The organism is Pseudoalteromonas sp. 3D05 (genome assembly GCF_002723455.1).
GTDB lineage: Bacteria > Pseudomonadota > Gammaproteobacteria > Enterobacterales > Alteromonadaceae > Pseudoalteromonas.
Window position 1 is genome coordinate 701 of sequence record NZ_PDUS01000012.1, and the last position, 16,867, is coordinate 17,567.

13 protein-coding genes and 1 other RNA gene are annotated in these 16,867 nt (G+C 40.9%); 7 read left to right on the forward strand and 7 right to left on the reverse strand.

Translation table 11 applies throughout. The annotated features are described in order from the left end of the window. Window positions 1-357 precede the first annotated feature (357 nt). Both secA and mutT read left to right on the forward strand, forming a co-directional pair. Window positions 358-3,066, forward strand: coding sequence for a preprotein translocase subunit SecA (gene secA, locus CSC79_RS12725; RefSeq protein ID WP_099296145.1), 2,709 nt, complete (start codon window positions 358-360; stop codon window positions 3,064-3,066). Window positions 3,067-3,388: 322 nt separating this feature from the next. Then, window positions 3,389-3,784, forward strand: coding sequence for an 8-oxo-dGTP diphosphatase MutT (gene mutT, locus CSC79_RS12730; protein WP_099296146.1), 396 nt, complete (start codon window positions 3,389-3,391; stop codon window positions 3,782-3,784). A gap of 67 nt (window positions 3,785-3,851) precedes the next feature. Here mutT and dolP read toward each other — a convergent pair whose 3' ends face one another. The 4 genes from dolP to CSC79_RS12750 are packed head-to-tail and all read right to left on the reverse strand — an operon-like array spanning window position 3,852 to window position 7,271. Then, entirely contained in the window at window positions 3,852-4,418 is a 567-nt protein-coding gene (gene dolP, locus CSC79_RS12735; protein WP_099296147.1) for a division/outer membrane stress-associated lipid-binding lipoprotein, read from the reverse strand. Continuing rightward, window positions 4,418-5,005: an SIS domain-containing protein gene (locus CSC79_RS12740; protein ID WP_099296148.1), complete on the reverse strand. Its 588-nt coding sequence runs from the start codon at window positions 5,003-5,005 to the stop codon at window positions 4,418-4,420. The genes dolP and CSC79_RS12740 overlap by 1 nt, the downstream gene beginning before the upstream one ends. A 1-nt stretch (window position 5,006) precedes the next feature. After that, the gene (locus CSC79_RS12745; RefSeq protein ID WP_099296149.1) at window positions 5,007-5,378 is read right to left on the reverse strand and encodes a YraN family protein; all 372 of its coding nucleotides are present in this window, start codon (window positions 5,376-5,378) and stop codon (window positions 5,007-5,009) included. 27 nt (window positions 5,379-5,405) lie between these two features. Continuing rightward, the gene (locus tag CSC79_RS12750; protein WP_099296150.1) at window positions 5,406-7,271 is read right to left on the reverse strand and encodes a penicillin-binding protein activator; all 1,866 of its coding nucleotides are present in this window, start codon (window positions 7,269-7,271) and stop codon (window positions 5,406-5,408) included. Window positions 7,272-7,332: 61 nt separating this feature from the next. Between CSC79_RS12750 and rsmI the strand changes: the two genes are divergently transcribed. Further along, window positions 7,333-8,190 (forward strand): 16S rRNA (cytidine(1402)-2'-O)-methyltransferase, encoded by an 858-nt coding sequence (gene rsmI, locus CSC79_RS12755; RefSeq protein ID WP_099296151.1) that lies wholly within the window; start codon window positions 7,333-7,335, stop codon window positions 8,188-8,190. 42 nt (window positions 8,191-8,232) lie between these two features. Continuing rightward, an RNA gene (rnpB, locus tag CSC79_RS12760) (RNase P RNA component class A) lies at window positions 8,233-8,596 on the forward strand. A gap of 50 nt (window positions 8,597-8,646) precedes the next feature. On the opposite strand, the gene CSC79_RS12765 is transcribed toward rnpB, so the two are convergent. After that, window positions 8,647-9,753, reverse strand: a complete 1,107-nt coding sequence (locus tag CSC79_RS12765; RefSeq protein ID WP_237114015.1) for a mechanosensitive ion channel family protein — start codon at window positions 9,751-9,753, stop codon at window positions 8,647-8,649. A gap of 170 nt (window positions 9,754-9,923) precedes the next feature. On the opposite strand from CSC79_RS12765, the gene CSC79_RS12770 reads away from it, so the two are divergent. Then, window positions 9,924-10,910 carry a YihY/virulence factor BrkB family protein gene (locus tag CSC79_RS12770; RefSeq protein ID WP_099296152.1) on the forward strand — a complete coding sequence of 329 codons (987 nt, stop codon included), beginning with the start codon at window positions 9,924-9,926 and terminating at the stop codon, window positions 10,908-10,910. Between the two features lie 181 nt (window positions 10,911-11,091). Here the strand turns inward: CSC79_RS12770 and CSC79_RS12775 are convergent, their stop codons facing one another. Next, a complete protein-coding gene (locus CSC79_RS12775) occupies window positions 11,092-14,187 on the reverse strand; it encodes an EAL domain-containing protein (protein WP_180270435.1) in 3,096 nt (1,031 codons plus the stop codon). Between the two features lie 158 nt (window positions 14,188-14,345). Here CSC79_RS12775 and CSC79_RS12780 point away from each other — a divergent pair, with 158 nt between their 5' ends. Next, window positions 14,346-15,188, forward strand: a complete 843-nt coding sequence (locus CSC79_RS12780) for a pirin family protein (RefSeq protein WP_099296253.1) — start codon at window positions 14,346-14,348, stop codon at window positions 15,186-15,188. A gap of 9 nt (window positions 15,189-15,197) precedes the next feature. Beyond that, window positions 15,198-16,169 carry a glutathione S-transferase family protein gene (locus CSC79_RS12785; protein WP_099296153.1) on the forward strand — a complete coding sequence of 324 codons (972 nt, stop codon included), beginning with the start codon at window positions 15,198-15,200 and terminating at the stop codon, window positions 16,167-16,169. Window positions 16,170-16,188: 19 nt separating this feature from the next. On the opposite strand, the gene CSC79_RS12790 is transcribed toward CSC79_RS12785, so the two are convergent. Continuing rightward, window positions 16,189-16,767, reverse strand: coding sequence for an AAA family ATPase (locus CSC79_RS12790; RefSeq protein ID WP_237114016.1), 579 nt, complete (start codon window positions 16,765-16,767; stop codon window positions 16,189-16,191). Window positions 16,768-16,867 lie beyond the last annotated feature (100 nt).

Sequence of the window (16,867 nt, forward strand, 5' to 3'; positions counted from 1 at the left end):
CCTAGAACCTAGAACCTAATGTTCCCATATCGCTCTTGAATTTATTCTATTTACCTCCATATAAATCTAGTCGATATTTGTTGTGTCATTTGATTTAAAGTTATCTTTACGGCGTTTTTAAATTTTTTCGATTAAAAATGGCTAACTTTATCAACAGATAGTTCGTTGTATCGCAGAGTCTGGTATAGTGGCGCACGAGATAAATGCTGAAAATTACAGCGTTTATCAAAATTGCTAATTAATATGTTCTTTTTTATGAGCAGTATATTAATTAGTAATATTATCCCCATTGTTTGGGGGCATAAAATGGGTTAGTTGATGTTCAGCTAACAAAGAATACATTGTAACGGTTTTATCATGATATCTAATTTATTTACCAAGATTTTTGGTAGTCGCAATGACCGCACTATTAAAAATTTAAGAAAGACGGTCGCGCTAATCAACGCGCTTGAAACGCAACTAGAAGCGCTTTCAGACGAAGATTTAAAAGCCAAAACAGCAGAATTTAGAGAGCGTTACGATAACGGGCAAAGTCTTGATGACATTTTGCCAGAGGCATTTGCTGTCGTGCGTGAGGCGTCAAAACGTGTTAATGGCATGCGCCACTTTGACGTTCAGCTTTTAGGTGGCATGGTTTTACATCAAGGCCGCATCGCAGAAATGCGTACAGGTGAGGGTAAAACCCTTACTGCAAGTTTACCTGCTTACCTTCGTGGTTTAACAGGTAAGGGTGTTCACGTTATTACGGTGAACGACTACCTTGCTAAGCGTGATGCTGAAACTAACCGTCCATTGTTTGAGTTTTTAGGCTTAACAGTGGGCTGTAATGTACCAGGCATGATGCCACAACAGAAAAAAGAAGCGTACTCAGCAGACATTACCTACGGTACAAATAACGAGTTTGGTTTTGATTACTTGCGCGACAATATGGCGTTCAGTATTGATGAGCGCGTACAGCGTCCACTTTACTTTGCTGTCGTGGATGAGGTGGATTCAATCTTAATCGATGAGGCGCGTACTCCGCTCATTATTTCAGGGCCTGCAGAAGATAGCTCGCAGCTTTACACCGAAATTAACACCATTGTTCCTTTACTTGAATTACAAGAAAAAGAAGACGAAGAAGGTGTTGAAGGCGATGGCGATTTCACCATTGATGAAAAAGCAAAACAAGTTCATTTAACTGAACGTGGCCAAATTAAAGTTGAAGAATTACTTTCGGAGCGTGGCTTAATTGAAGAGGGCGATTCGCTTTATTCTGCAGGTAGCATTACGTTACTTAGCCACATTTATGCTGCGTTACGTGCTCATAAGCTTTATCAAAAAGACATTGATTACGTTGTTAAAGAAAACGAAGTAATTATTGTTGATGAACACACAGGCCGTACAATGGAAGGTCGTCGTTGGTCTGAAGGTTTACACCAAGCTGTTGAAGCAAAAGAAGGTGTAAAAATTCAAAACGAAAACCAAACGTTGGCATCAATTACCTTCCAAAACTATTTCCGTATTTACGATACCCTTGCAGGTATGACAGGTACTGCAGACACTGAAGCATTTGAGTTTCAGTCAATCTACGGTTTAGATACTGTTGTTATGCCAACTAATAAGCCAATGATCCGCGACGATCGTGCTGATTTAGTGTATCTAACACAAGATGAAAAATACGAAGCAATTTTAGTTGATATTAAAGATTGCCAAGAGCGTGGGCAACCAGTGCTTGTTGGTACTATCTCGATTGAAAGCTCTGAGTATTTATCGCAGTTTTTACGTAAAGAAAAGATCAAGCACAACGTACTAAATGCAAAGTTCCACGCGCAAGAAGCCGATATTGTATCTGATGCTGGTTTACCAGGCACAGTAACCATTGCTACCAACATGGCAGGTCGTGGTACAGATATCGTACTCGGTGGTAACTGGAACAGCGAAGTTGAAAAGCTGGATAACCCAACTGACGAGAAAATAGCTGAAATCAAAGCTGCGTGGCAAATTCGTCATGATGCTGTAATTGCAGCGGGTGGTTTACATATTATTGGTACTGAACGCCATGAGTCGCGACGTATTGATAATCAGTTACGTGGTCGTTCGGGTCGTCAGGGTGATGCTGGTTCAAGCCGTTTCTACCTTTCGATGGATGATGCGCTAATGCGTATATTTGCTGGTGAACGCATGACTAACATGATGCGTAAACTCGGTATGCAGCGTGGCGAAGCCATTGAACATCCATGGGTAAACCGTGCTATCGAAAACGCTCAGCGTAAAGTAGAAGCGCGTAACTTTGATGTTCGTAAACAATTACTTGAATACGATGATGTAGCAAACGATCAACGTCGTGTTGTATACGCACAGCGTAATGAATTACTTGTTGAAGGTGATATTTCTGAGACAATTACGGTAATTCGTGGCGATGTACTTAACGGTATGATTGACCAGTACATTGCACCGCAAAGCTTGGCTGAAATGTGGGATATCCCGGGTCTTGAAGAACGCTTAAAACAAGACTTCTTATTGGAACTGCCAATTTCGCAATGGTTAGCTGACGACAGCAAGCTATACGAAGAAAAATTACGTGATCGTATTGAAGAAGCGGTTACTAATGCCTATAAGGAAAAAGAGCAGCAAGTTGGTGAGTCTGTTTTACGCCAGTTTGAAAAAGCAATTATGCTACAAAGCTTAGATCAGCATTGGAAAGATCACTTAGCTGCGATGGATCACCTACGCCAAGGTATTCATTTACGTGGTTATGCGCAAAAGAATCCAAAGCAAGAATATAAGCGTGAGTCATTTGAGTTGTTCTCTGAAATGCTTGAAAACCTTAAAGTTGATGTTGTAGGCATTTTAAGTAAGGTTCAAGTGCGTGCAGAAGAAGATGTTGAAAAAGTCGAAGAGCAACATCGCCGCAGTGAAAATGCGCCTCGTCAGTACCAGCATGAAGAAGCTGAGCACGTGGGTGGTGAAGCACCAGCAGGTGCTACAGTATCAGCCCGTACGGAGCCAAAAGTAGGCCGCAATGAGCCATGCCCATGTGGTTCTGGCCAAAAGTTTAAACAGTGTTGTGGTAAATTAAAGTAACCCTAGTTTAAACGTTGAAAAAGCGACGCATGCGTCGCTTTTTTGTTTTTAAATTAAGGGGAAAGGTTAAAGGGGAAAGGTACTAGGTTCTAGGGAAGTAACTAGGAGCTAGGCGCAATTCTTTCTTCTTGGTGCGGCTATTAAGCTGTTTTTGCGTCAGCAAGCTTAACGCCTACGGGTGTTAAGATTAATTTCGGGGTTAATGTTTTATTTGTAGGCGAGTGGCTTGCCACCGCGTTTTTAAAGATTTTAATGATGTTTGTTTTGCGTCAGCAAGCCTGATGTCTATAGCTTTTTTATAATTAAAGAAAAAGGGTGTCCAATGACCAAAAAAATTGTCCATGTAGCTGTTGGTGTGATCAAGGCAGGTAATACATTATTTATCTGCAAGCGACCTGACGACAAGCACCAAGGGGGTTTGTGGGAATTTCCAGGTGGTAAGGTAGAAAGCGGTGAGAGTGTGTTTGAGGCCCTTAAACGTGAATTACACGAAGAGGTTGCGCTTACTATAAACAGCTCAAGCGAACTAATGGTCATAGAGCATGACTATGGTGATAAATGTGTAAAGTTAGATGTGCATTTGGTCACAGATTTTAGTGGTGATGCTCATGGCGCTGAAGGCCAAAAAAGTGCGTGGGTTGAAATAGCCAAACTAGATGAATACAACTTTCCAGCCGCTAATGTTGATATAATCAATAAGCTTAAGTCACTTGGCTAAAGCATAGGTTTACAAGGTTAAAGCGAATAAGCCACAAGTTAAAAGTTACTTGTGGCTTTAAATTTATTTATAAATATTCAAACACTTTGATAACGCGCTCTACGCCAGATACGTTTCGAGCGATATTCACAGCAGCATTTGCCTCTGCATCACTTACTAAGCCCATCAAAAAAACTTCGCTGTTTTCAGTTACCACTTTAATGTTATTACTACTGATGTTTTCAGCAGTGAGTAACTGAGTTTTAACTTTTGATGTTAACCACGAATCATGTGTTTTCGTACTAATACTGATATTAGAGCCAATTCTAATTTGGTTGTGAATTTTACGAATGCCTTGAATGTTTTCAACCGCTTGCATGGCTTCGTTTTTCATTTCTTGCGTGGCTACTTGGCCAATCAGCAATACAATCCCGTTAACACTAATGGCGTTGAGGTTTGCGTGATCTTTTAAGCGCTGTACGTCGTTGATGGCAATACCACTTTTAATTTCAATGTTACTGTCGTCAATCTGTGAGCCGATGGTACGGCGATCATTCGCGGCTGTTACGGCGCCTGCGGTACCAACCACAACAGCAGCGGCACAACCTTGCAGCAATAAAACGGTACTAATAATAATAAGAGACTGCTTGAGCATTAACTTTCATCCTGCGGAAATAGGGTTAAATCAATAAGCTCACTTAAACAATGTAAATTTACTAAGTGAGATTCAATAATACGACTTGGACGTTTTGAGGGAACACGTATTTCTACATCATTAGCGCCTAACAACCCCACGAGTTCACCTCCGTCATCGCCTACCATAACTATGACCTTCATATCTTTGGTAAGTGCAGCTTCGACGGCAGAAATTATATTTTTTTCATTCCCATTGCTGGCTAACACCAACAATAAATCACCTTGGTGTGCAAAAGCTCTAATTTGACGCGCGAATGTCTCGTGGTCTTCACTTTGGTTGTTTTGGCCTAAGTTAATGTGCTCCTGCGAGAGTGCAATTGCTGGCAAGCACGGGCGTTCAGTTTCGTAAAAGTTGATAAGTACGCCAGCCATGTGCTGTGCAAGCATGTGACAACTTGCAGTGCCACAACAAATCAACTTATTACCATTAATAAGGCTCTGTGCAATAGTAAATGCAGCGGATTCCAATGCGCTTGGTAGTACTTCACCTGCCGCAATTTGTACTTGAATGCTTTCTTTAAAAATTTCTTTTATAGTGTCTTGCATATTAAAATACGTTTTTTATCCAATTAAGTTGTTGCGATGTGTCGCCAGTTATTGCGACAAAATCGATTCTTAGCGGCTGGTTTGTTAGCTTTTTTGCCGCTAAATAATGATAAATAGTGCGCTTTAGACGCTGTTGCTTTTGTTTTCCTAACGCATGAATAGCGCCGCCTTTTACTTTACTACTGCGAAATTTAACTTCAACAAACACCAAAGTGTCTCCGTCACGCATTATCACATCTAGTTCACCATAGGGGCAGTTATAATTTCGCTCTATGGGAATTAACCCTTGCTGTTGTAAATATTTTTGAGCTTCTAGCTCGTAGTATTGACCTTTTTCTCGGCTATTTTGCCACAGCTGCTTAAACCACGACATGACAACATCCTTGTTGGTATTAGTACATTATTCACCGCTTGCAACTTGCATAAACAAAGGCACAGGGGCTTGTGTTTTAAGTTTTACAGGCTTTATTTGCTTATCTTTATATTGCGCCCAATTTAATTGACGATTAATTTGGCCGTCACTGGTAATACTCAATTGGCCGGTTAAACCTGCATACTGTTTTCCAGGAAACACTCTCAGCTGGTTTAGATCATCAAGTAAGGCGACTGAATCGTACGCCATCGCGAATAAACGCTGGCTAATATCTACTTGCTCAGGCCACAGTGAGTTATATTGTTGACGCAGTGTCTGATTTGCAATTTGACCACTTAGCATCCAAGGTAACTCAGTAAAATATAGACCATCAAGGTCACCTTTGTCAGTTCTATCTATTTGCTTACTATGACTTTTAGAGCTTGCATAAAGAGGAATACGATCGGCAAAGGTACTCACGTTCACATCTAAATAGGGTTTTATTAAGCGTGTTTCAGTCGCATCACCTAAGATATAAATTACATCGATATCTCTGCGCGAACGCGTTTCGCTTTCTACTTCTGTTTTAAATAATGCTTTCACACCTTTTATACGCTCTTTAGACTCAGCGACTTCGAGCAAACCTTTGATTGTATTTGGCATGTCTTTTTTGTCTTTATAAAGACCTACTTGCGGTTGGGTTTCGCTGTAGCGCTGCCATTGAACATTAAAGTAATCAACCAAGCGTTGACCAGCACTGGTATCTGGTGCAAGAAGCATAGGCTTTTGATAGCCCTGCGCTAAAAAGTGTTCTAACGCTTGTTGTACTTCATGCTCTGGGTTTAATGCAAAAAAGTAATGTTGAGCTGAAGTTCGCTCGCCTTCAATCGCGTTTAAATGCAACGTAGGGTAGCTTTTCAACGATTGCTCGTTTGTCAGTTTATCTATATTTACTTTAAGTAGCGGGCCAATTACAAAGTTGGGCTGAATTTCATTTAGTTTGGCGTTAATTTCTGATGTGCTTAGCATTTCATCAATAAAAGTGGTTTCATTTATTTCACTATTATCGAGCGCACCTAGGATGCCGGCTTTTAATGCATCACCTAATCGTTCATTTGCACCTGACTGGGGGAGTAATACTACTAAACGTTTTATATTTAGCGGCTCAGCTGCTAGCAGTTCTGCGTCTTTCTCTGGTAAAACCGCCGATGCAGGGTGGCCAGGGTAACGTCTTTGCCAGTTGTTGATTGCTTGGTCGAGCTCAACCGGTGCCCCCGAATATACTTGGTGGTATAACGCTAAATTAACCCAGCCTTGTTGAACAACCGAGCCACGATTAAAGCGTTCTAAAGCATAAGAAGATAGCTGCTGTAAGTTTTGCCATAGCGCTTGGTTTAAACTTGGAATAGTTAAATTACTTTTGCTAGCTGTTTCAGATGCTTTAAAAAAATAAGGCACGGCTTTTTTCGGTAACTCTTGTGATGTATACACACTGCCCGTTAAATATTGGTGCCACGCATAGTGCTCAGCTTGAGTAAGCTGGTTATTTAAAGTAGCTAGCATTTCGAGCGCTAAGCTGTTTTTGCCTTGTTGTTTTTGCGCAAATGCGATGTAAAGTTTGTTTTGAATTTGATCAACGCTGGGGGTTTGTTCAAGGTCAGTGCATATTTGCTCTAATAATGGCCAGCGCTGCTCTGTAATGGCAGCATCGCGTGCGCTATAAAGCAGCTGAATTTTATCTGCACCTTGGCGATTTAAGGCAAGTTGGTACATTGAGCGTGCATCAGTTGCTTGAATTTGTGCCGAACTATTCGCTGAACTAAGGTTTTCACTGGTTTTAGTCGGTTTTTCGGTTGTACTACAGGCCGATAACCCTGACAATATGATTAATAGACTAACAAGTTTAAGTCGCACAATGATTTCCCAATACGTTAACGCGATTTGCTTATATTACTGACTGACGCAGGAGACCTCAATGTTAAATGAGGAGAATTCAGATAAAATCGGCACTCTTTACATCGTTGCTACCCCAATTGGCAATTTTGACGACTTAAGCCAGCGCGCAATTGCGACACTATCTCAAGTTGACTTAATCGCTGCTGAAGATACACGCCACACTGGCAAGTTGCTCAGTCACTTTGGTATTAAAGCTAAAACCTTTGCTTTGCACGACCATAATGAAAAACAAAAAGCGCAGCAAATTATTGACCAGCTAAATCAAGGGTTAAATATTGCATTAGTTTCAGACGCAGGTACTCCGTTAATAAGCGACCCAGGCTATGCAGTGGTAAACTTATGCCGTGAACAAGGCGCGCATGTCACACCTGTGCCAGGTGCATGTGCTGCAATTACGGCAGTGTGCTGCTCAGGACTACCCACTGATCGTTTTCAGTTCATTGGTTTTACTCCAGCTAAAAGTAAAGCGCGCCAAGATTTTTTCATTGAAGCAGTAAATTCAGGCATTACCAGTATTATGTATGAAAGTACGCACCGTATAATGGCCAGCCTCGATGATTTAGAGAGTGCCCTTGGTAGCGAGCAACAGGTGGTATTTGCCAAAGAGCTAACCAAAACCTTTGAAACCTTTTTTAATGGTACGGTAGCTGAGCTCAAGCAATTTTTAACAGATGACCCAACCAAGCAACGTGGTGAGATAGTATTGATGCTGCCAGGCAAACCAAAGCTAGTTGACGACATTCCACCCGAAGCACGTAAAATGCTTGCGCTACTTGAAAGCGAAATGCCAATGAAAAAAGCCTGCGGCATTGTGGCTGATTACTTTGGTATGAAGAAAAACGCTTTATATAAAACAATTATTGACGAAAAAGGTTAATTCTTTACTGCACGTAGCATCAAGCTCAGGTATACTGCGCGCCGAGTCAGCCAAGATAATCGCTGCCTGCAACGAAAATGCGCAGGGGGAGGAAAGTCCGGGCTCCACAGGGCAGAGTGCCAGCTAACGGCTGGGGGGCGTGAGCCCACGACAAGTGCAGCAGAGAGGAGACCGCCAACTTCGGTTGGTAAGGGTGAAAGGGTGCGGTAAGAGCGCACCGGGCCGCTAGTAATAGTCGGTTGCAAGGTAAACTCCACTCGGAGCAAGACCAAATAGGGTTCCTTATGGCGTGGCCCACGTTGGAACCGGGTAGGTTGCTTGAGCCATAGAGCGATTTATGGCCTAGACGAATGATTATCGCTTTCTTCGGAAAGAACAGAACCCGGCTTATAGGCTGACTCACTCATTCAATAAAAAAGCCCGCAGTTAACGCTGCGGGCTTTTTTGTGTTTGAAGTTAAATGATATTACTGCCTTGCTCTGGATCGCGAGATTTTTCTGCTTGTTCTCGTATTTCGCCGGTGTCACTGCTGACATCATCAACACTTGATGCAGTAACCTGTGAAGTATGCGGTTTTTTTGCCGATGAAGGGGGATTTCCTGTTTGACGAGACTCGCTTTTAGCTGGGTAAATATCTTCACCTTGGCTATTGAGTAATACACGTTCGCGGGCGTCATCTGGCATACTAATGCCGTGTTCAGTAAACTCATTAATTAACTCACGCATTAATTGCGAGGCGACTTTTAATACACTGTGTTCTTCACTGTTGACCCAAAAGTAAATAGTAAAATTGAGCGTTGCCGAGCCTAAATCATTAATTAGCACTTGCGGGGTAGGATCATTTAATACTGCATTCTGATTACCAATGATTGTTAATGCCAACTGCTGGGCACTCTTTGTATCGTTATCGTAGCCAATACCTAACGTAAAGCTGCCGCGCATTTTTGGGTTTGCGGTTAGATTTTTAATCGTGTTTTTGTATACGGTGGCGTTGGGGATTTGAATGTGGTTGCCGTCAAAATCGACCAGCGTTGTGGCGCGTGCGGTGACCTTTTTTACAACACCTAAATGACCATTCACTTCAATGACATCATCGATTCTAAATGGTCGTTGCACACTCAGTAGTAAGCTAGAGATAAAGTTTTCAGCAATGTCTTTAAATGCAAATCCGAGTATTAAACCAAGTAGCCCTGTACCACTCATTACAGCGACTGCAAACTCGGTTAACCCCGCCAAGCGAAGAAAAATATACAAGCCAAATAAAATGATAAGGGTACTTATAAAACGCCTTACTACCAAATGAAGTAAGCGACTTTCACTAACATACCCTAAAGGTTTTAGAAGCAGGTAAGACAAAGGGCGGGCAACAAAATAACAGCATGTGACAGCTAAAATACCTAATAAAATAGCGGGTAGCATTTGCCCTGCGGCGTGTAAAAACTGCACGACTTGACTTTGGATGACAGCGACAGTGGATTGCCAAGAATACGCAGCCGATGCTGCAGAGGTATCTTTAGATGCGAATGTAACAATTTGATTTAAAATAACATATAAATTATTCACTGACTGTCCTTGTACTTTCTAACGTTTAATCTTAAGCGATATCTTTGCAATTAAAAGGCCAGTGTTACTTGGCAGGTATATTGCTGCGTTTTTAGTAAGTTCATTTGCAATGTATTTAAATGTAGAGCAACCCGCTGCTATTGCGAGTGGCATTATGTAGAGAGTAAATTATGGCAAAAAATAAATATGGTTATCGGGCAGATTCACCTAGTAAAATCCCTTTACGCGGCTGGTGGAGCATTGTAAAGCGCGTGTATGCAAATTCATCAAGAGATAACTTGTCGTTTGTGGCAGCAGGCGTTGCATTCTATGCATTGTTAGCTATTTTTCCCGCCATTGCAGCGTTAGTCTCTGTGTATGCTTATTTTTCATCTCCGGCTGAGATTACAGCTCATTTAAGTCAATTTATTACCTTGATACCGCCCAGCACGCGTGAAATCATCTTGCAGCAAGTAACCGATGTAAGTCAAAAATCACAAGCGACTTTAAGCTTCAGTGCGATCAGCACATTAATTTTGGCGGTGTGGAGTAGTAGCAAGGGCTCTCAAGCACTAATAACTGCGTGCAATATTACTTATCATGAGAAAAATAAACGTCAGTTTTTAATTGCGTTATTAATGAGGTTTGTATTTTCTGTTGGCGCAATTATGGTTGCTGTGATCGCCTTGTTGATCATTGGTATTTTACCCGTTGTTTTAAATTTAGTTGGACTTACACAAGGTGTGGATCTTGTAATACAACTAATATCATGGCCATTTTTAGCAGTGATATTTAATGTTGCATTGGCGTGCCTATACCGTTATGCACCGCATCGCCGTGAGGCAAAGTGGCGATGGGTTACACCGGGTTCATTGTTTGCGACTGTATTGTGGATTTTGGCGTCTGTCGGGTTTTCATTTTATGTCGCTCAATTCTCCTCCTATAACGAAACGTATGGATCACTAGGCGGTGTTGTTATCATGCTGATGTGGCTATATTTAAGTGCGTACATGATTATTTTTGGCGCAGCTTTTAATGCCAGTATTGAGCAGCAAACATTATGTGATAGCACTAAAGGTGATGACAGTGAGTTAGGTGAAAGGGGCGCTTATGTGGCCGACACCCTTACAAAACGTCAAAAAAAGCAGCACGCCAATAAAACGGATGCAGATGATTAAGACTTATAACCTAAGCCGCAGCATTTTTGTTACCTACATGGGTGTAGGAAAGGGGCGTAAGCAGGACGCGCAAGCATTGCTCGTTTTGACTTAGCCCACTAGGGTACAAACCTCGCGCGCGATTAAATCGCTCCTAGTATGAACAAATTTTAATCCGCTAAGGGTCAACTGACCCTCGCTATTAATTGTGTTGTTTATTCACTAAAGCAATGAATTCTTTCTCAGGCAATGGTTTTGAAAACAAGTAGCCTTGCCCATAGTCACAGCCTAGTTGCAGCAATAAGTGGTGCTGTTCGCGAGTCTCAATTCCTTCTGCAATTACTTTTAAATTAAACTGATGAGCCATATTGATTAAGGCTTTACACAGAGCAAGTTGCTGATTCCCTTCTTTGATATCATCAACGAAGCATTTGTCTATTTTTAAATAATCGGCATCCATTTGCTGTAAATAAGCGAGGGACGAGTAACCCGTACCAAAATCATCGAGCGCCAGCTCCATACCTGAACGCTCTAATGATTTAAGGCGCTGTTGTGTTAGAGGCTCTTGTGAAATCATCAGGCCTTCAGTGATTTCTGCTACGATAGCATTGAGAGGTAAATTGGCTTCGTGCAGTAGCTGCGGCCATTTATCTATGCCACTGTCTAAGCAACTGAACTGCACAGGGGATACGTTAACACTCAATTGAAAGCTGTTATCGATGCTGCGAAGAGTTTGCAGTGTTTGCAATGCCTTGGTAAATGCGAACTGACCAAGTGGATTGATGTATCTTGACTCCTCAGCAAGTGGAATAAATTGGGCTGGGCTAATAAGTCCTTGAACTGGGTGTTGCCAGCGCATTAATCCTTCAGCTTTGTGGATTTTCTCGGAGCTAAGATCGACAATTGGCTGATAATAAAGTTCGAATTCATGCTGCTCAATCCCGTAGCGCATGCTTTTTAGTAATTCCATTCTATGCTGTGCTTGTTCACGCAGTTTTAAACTGAAGAACTCGTAGCAATTGCGACCATTTTGCTTGGCTTGGAACATGGCCTGATCCGCGGCCTTGAGTAGTTGCTCACATGAGTCGCCATCCGTGGGGGCAATCGCAATACCGATACTCGCTGCAATAAAGATTTCTTCTTCTTCAAGCAGAAATGGTTGCGACATAGCTTGAAGTAGATCTTTAGCTACTTTTTTAATGTGATCTTCACTGATAATTTTTGTGTGCACGATAACAAATTCGTCACCACCAATTCGGGCCATAAAATCAATATCTTGATTTGTTTCATGTAGCCTGTGCGCAATCATTTTAAGTAATTCATCACCATAAAAGTGGCCTAATGTATCGTTAATATCTTTAAAGTGATCAAGATCCAGCAACATGATAACCAGCGGCGAATCTTTACTGTAATTTTTACTCAATCGTTGATTTAATCGGTCCTTTAACTCAACTCTGTTAGGCAAATTGGTTAAATGATCAAAGTGTGTTTGATGCCATATTAATTCATCAGCTGCTTTTTTTTCTGTGATATCTGTAAAAATAGCCACGCGACGGTGAGGGTTGCCGTATTCGTCATAAACAGTATCTATCGTTAGCCATTCAGTAAAAAGCTCACCATCTTTTCGTCTATTTTGTATTTCACCTTGCCAACGACCTGACTGCTCAATCATTTGCCACATTTCTTTGTAGAAAGACTTTTTGTGTCTTCCTGAATTTAAAATGGAAATGGGTTTACCCAGTACTTCGTCTTTACGGTATTGAGTGACCTCGCAAAAAGCAGGGTTAACATCCAATATAATGGCATTCGGATCGGTGATAACCATACCTTCACTGCTATTTGCATAGACTAAAGAGGCAAGGTTAGAGGCTTTTTCAGCATGTTTTCTAGAGGTGATATCTTGGAGTACCAGAGTGTATTCGTTGCTATTAGGTTTAGCGCTAATTCTTACCTCGTAAACGTGCTTTGGATTCTCATCTGAGTCTTGTAATTCAAATTGCGCTGTCTCTTTGCCTGTCGGTAAGTTTTGTAGTAATTGTTTGCTTTTCTCTTCGTCGAGTAAATCGCGTAAATGCAGTTTGGAATTAGCATAAACAGGTTTATTTAAGCGTGAAACTTGCCCCCCTAAATTAAGCACATCACCATGAATATTAATACGGATATAAATATCAGGTAATGCACTGAGTAAGCTACTTAACTCGCTATGCTGGCGCTTTACATGTGCTTCAGCGGCTAAGCGTGTTTGCGCCATTTCTTCGAAGTGTTCGTATAGAGAGTTGAGCTCAGGGCTTTTTAGGCTAAATTGCTTTGGTAGATATCCTTTGGCAAGCTCTTGAATGGCGCAAGTTAGTTGCTTTAATGGGGTAAGTATTGCTTTTTTTAATCGCAAGTGAGCAAACACACACATTATCGAAATAATTATAATGAACGTGATTAGGGCATTAATAAAAAGCTGGTTTGCATTTTCAATGTCTTTATCAAAAGGGATAGCAATATAGGCATTGAGCGTGTTATTTACTTCATCTTTGTACATTTGTTGTTTATGGAGTACGTGATTAACGCCGTTAAAATCAACAATGTTGTTAAAGCCTGATGTTGCATCACTGAAACCGTATTCGCTGATGTTTTTGCCAAACCTTTTTGCATCATAGGGGGAATTAGCCAAAACCCGGTTGTGGCTGTCGGTAATTATCGCAAGCGTGCCTTGAGGAAGGTGAAAGCTTGCCAGTTTTTTACTCCACCAATCCAAAGTAATAACACTCACAACTACGCCGTAAGGAGTCTGATTTTCATCAAGCAGTGGGTATGCAAAATTAACTGTGAGGGTATCTAAACTTCGATCTTTTTGAAAAAAACCGATCGCAAAATCTTTCGTAGCAAGGGCGTTTTTAAAATATTGACGATCACTAATATTGATGTTCTTGTTCATACCACTTAATAAACAGCGTGGCTTTCCTGTTAAATCAATGATCCCAATATTGGCTATTTCCAGGTTAAGCGCACTTATTTTTTTTAAATAGGCTGGGCATCCCTTTTTTAGTGGGGCTGAAAAATCATCTAATCTTGCAAGTTGAACAGTAAAATTTTTTACTTCATTTAATAAGCCTGCTTGCTGTGTAGTAAGTTGCTGTGCAATAGCAAGTGCTTGCATACGGCTTTCTTTGAGTACATTTTCTTTTGCATACCAAAGGCTAAACAAAATAGCCACAATGCCAGGTAGGCTTAATAAAATGAATAAGCGATAAAGACGAGTTTGTAATGATAAAGATAAGATAACGATACTCTTTATTATTTTCATTTGGTGCAAAATTGTATCTAAAAAACTAAAAAATAACCATATAATATATAAGGCTATTTACCATTCTGTTTAAACGAATGATTGATACTATTTTATGCAATGGTTGTTTTTCGTTTATGTGCATATTATTAATCATAGTTAAGCATATGAGAGCAATCATGCAAATATTAAATATCCTATCAAGTTACGCTACCAGTGATGGTGATGGAGTCAACATTAGCCGTATTCCTGGGTTTGATGGCAAGCACCTAAACCCTTTTTTAATGATTGATGAATTAAAGTCGAACGATCAAAATGATTTTATGGGTGGGTTTCCTGCACACCCGCACCGCGGGGTTGAAACTTTTACCTATATCATTAAAGGTGGTTTTGAACATCAGGATCAAATGGGGAATAAAAAAGCTATTCGTGCGGGAGATGTACAGTGGATGAGTACAGGCTTTGGGGTTATTCACAGTGAAATGCCACTGGCAGATGCAAAAGAAGGTATGCACGGCTTTCAAATTTGGCTCAATATGCCAAGCGCAGATAAGTTAAGAGCGCCAAAATACCAAGACACAACAACTTCGCCTGCACCCGTGAAGCAAGATGAGCAAGGCGTTAAGTTAACTGCATTAGCAGGCAGTTGGCAGTTTGCTGATGAGCAGCAAATTTCAAGTCTACAAGATTTAGCGGCTAATGGCATGTTGGCTGATGTGACATTACCGGCAAATACTCAGTTTACACATGCGCCTTTAGCTCAATCAAAAGTTATGATTTATGTTCATACAGGTGAAATTGATACGGAGCAAGCGGGAACGGTTAAAGCTGGGAGCTTGCTTATTTTACAGCCAAACAGTGCAATTGCTTTTAGCTCAAGCAAGGGCGCGGGTGTATTGTTGCTTGCGGGTGAGCCGCTTAACCAACCAATTGCACACATGGGACCGTTTGTTATGACTACCCAAGCTGAGTTGCAACAAGCCGTTCGAGATTATCAATCCGGTAAATTTGGTACATTATAGGAGATTATTATGGGCTTACTTGTCGATGGTCAGTGGCATGATAAATGGTATGACACTGATAATAACCAAGGTGAATTTAAACGTGAAGCAGCTCAACTACGCAATTGGGTGACACCTGATGGCAGTGCTGGAAAAACAGGGGACGCTGGCTTTAAAGCTGAAAAAGGACGCTATCACTTGTATGTGTCACTTGCGTGTCCATGGGCACACCGTACGCTTATATTTCGTCATTTAAAAGGGCTTGAAGATTACATTAGCGTATCTGTTGTAAGCCCTGATATGCTTGAACATGGATGGACATTTGATAAATCTAATCACAGTTCGGGTGATGATTTATTCGATAAAGCTTATATGCATCAAATTTATACAGCGCATAAAGCTGATTATTCAGGCCGCGTGACTGTTCCTGTGTTGTGGGATAAAAAGACCAATCGTATTGTCAGTAATGAGTCTGCCGAGATTATTCGTATGTTTAACTCAGCATTTGACGGATTAACCGGGAATACCATGGATTTCTATCCGCATGAGTTGCGCTCTCAAATAGACGAGGTAAATGACTTTGTTTATCACAACATCAATAATGGGGTATACAGAGCTGGGTTTGCGACGACACAGCAAGCATACACTGACGCTTTTGATGATTTATTTAGCGCGCTTGATAGCATAGAAGCTCGCCTAGAGAATAACCGTTATTTAGTGGGGGATACGCTCACTGAAGCTGATTGGCGTTTATTCACGACTTTAATCCGATTTGATAGTGTGTATGTTGGTCACTTTAAATGTAATTTACGCACCATTGAAAGCTACCCTGCAATGAGTAATTACTTGCGTGAGCTATATCAAATTGCTTCAGTAAAGGAAACGGTTGATTTTTATCATATTAAACGTCATTACTATTTTAGCCATACAATGATTAACCCAACGCAAGTAGTACCCAATGGTCCTTATATAGATTATCAAGAGCCACATAATCGAAATTAAATAAAAGAGCTACGAGCATTCATTGTTCGTAGCTTTTCATTACCTTGGTGATGGTATCAATACCAAACATCACTTTTTGTACAAATGATTCAGCGCTTTTAACTAAATTAAAGTTAGGATGTTGAGACCAAATTGCTTGTAACTTGTTGTCGATTAATATGGCTTGTTTGTCAGATTCGTTTCGTACGGGGTTATTGCTATGAATGCTTTGCCCTGATTTAGCTGCTGTTTCAAAAAAAATCACAGCGTCGTATTGTGTAAGTTCTGTTTGCAAATCCGTGTTAAGGCAATCAAAAAAATCGCTAGTTTCATCAGGCCAATAAGCTAAACCATCTAAACTACCACGGTCACACAGCATTAAGCGGTTTGGGTGTTCGGTACGTTGAATATGTTCTAGATTTTTTTGTAGATTGAATATGGCTTGCTGATGGGATTTTATAAGGTGTGGTTCGTTGTTTCGTTTGATCCCTCCGCTAAATAACATAGTCGCGGATTCAGGGACTACCACTATTTGTTTAGAAAACTCTCGGCGTAATAAATCAATTGCTGTGGTTTTCCCGCCGCCAGGACCACCTGTTAATACGATGCGCTTTTTCAATTTATTTAACTCATACACAAATGTAATAACTGTACGTTAATGAAATAAAGTAAAGATGAGAAGCCTAAATAGACACTTTACTGATGCGGATCATATAAAA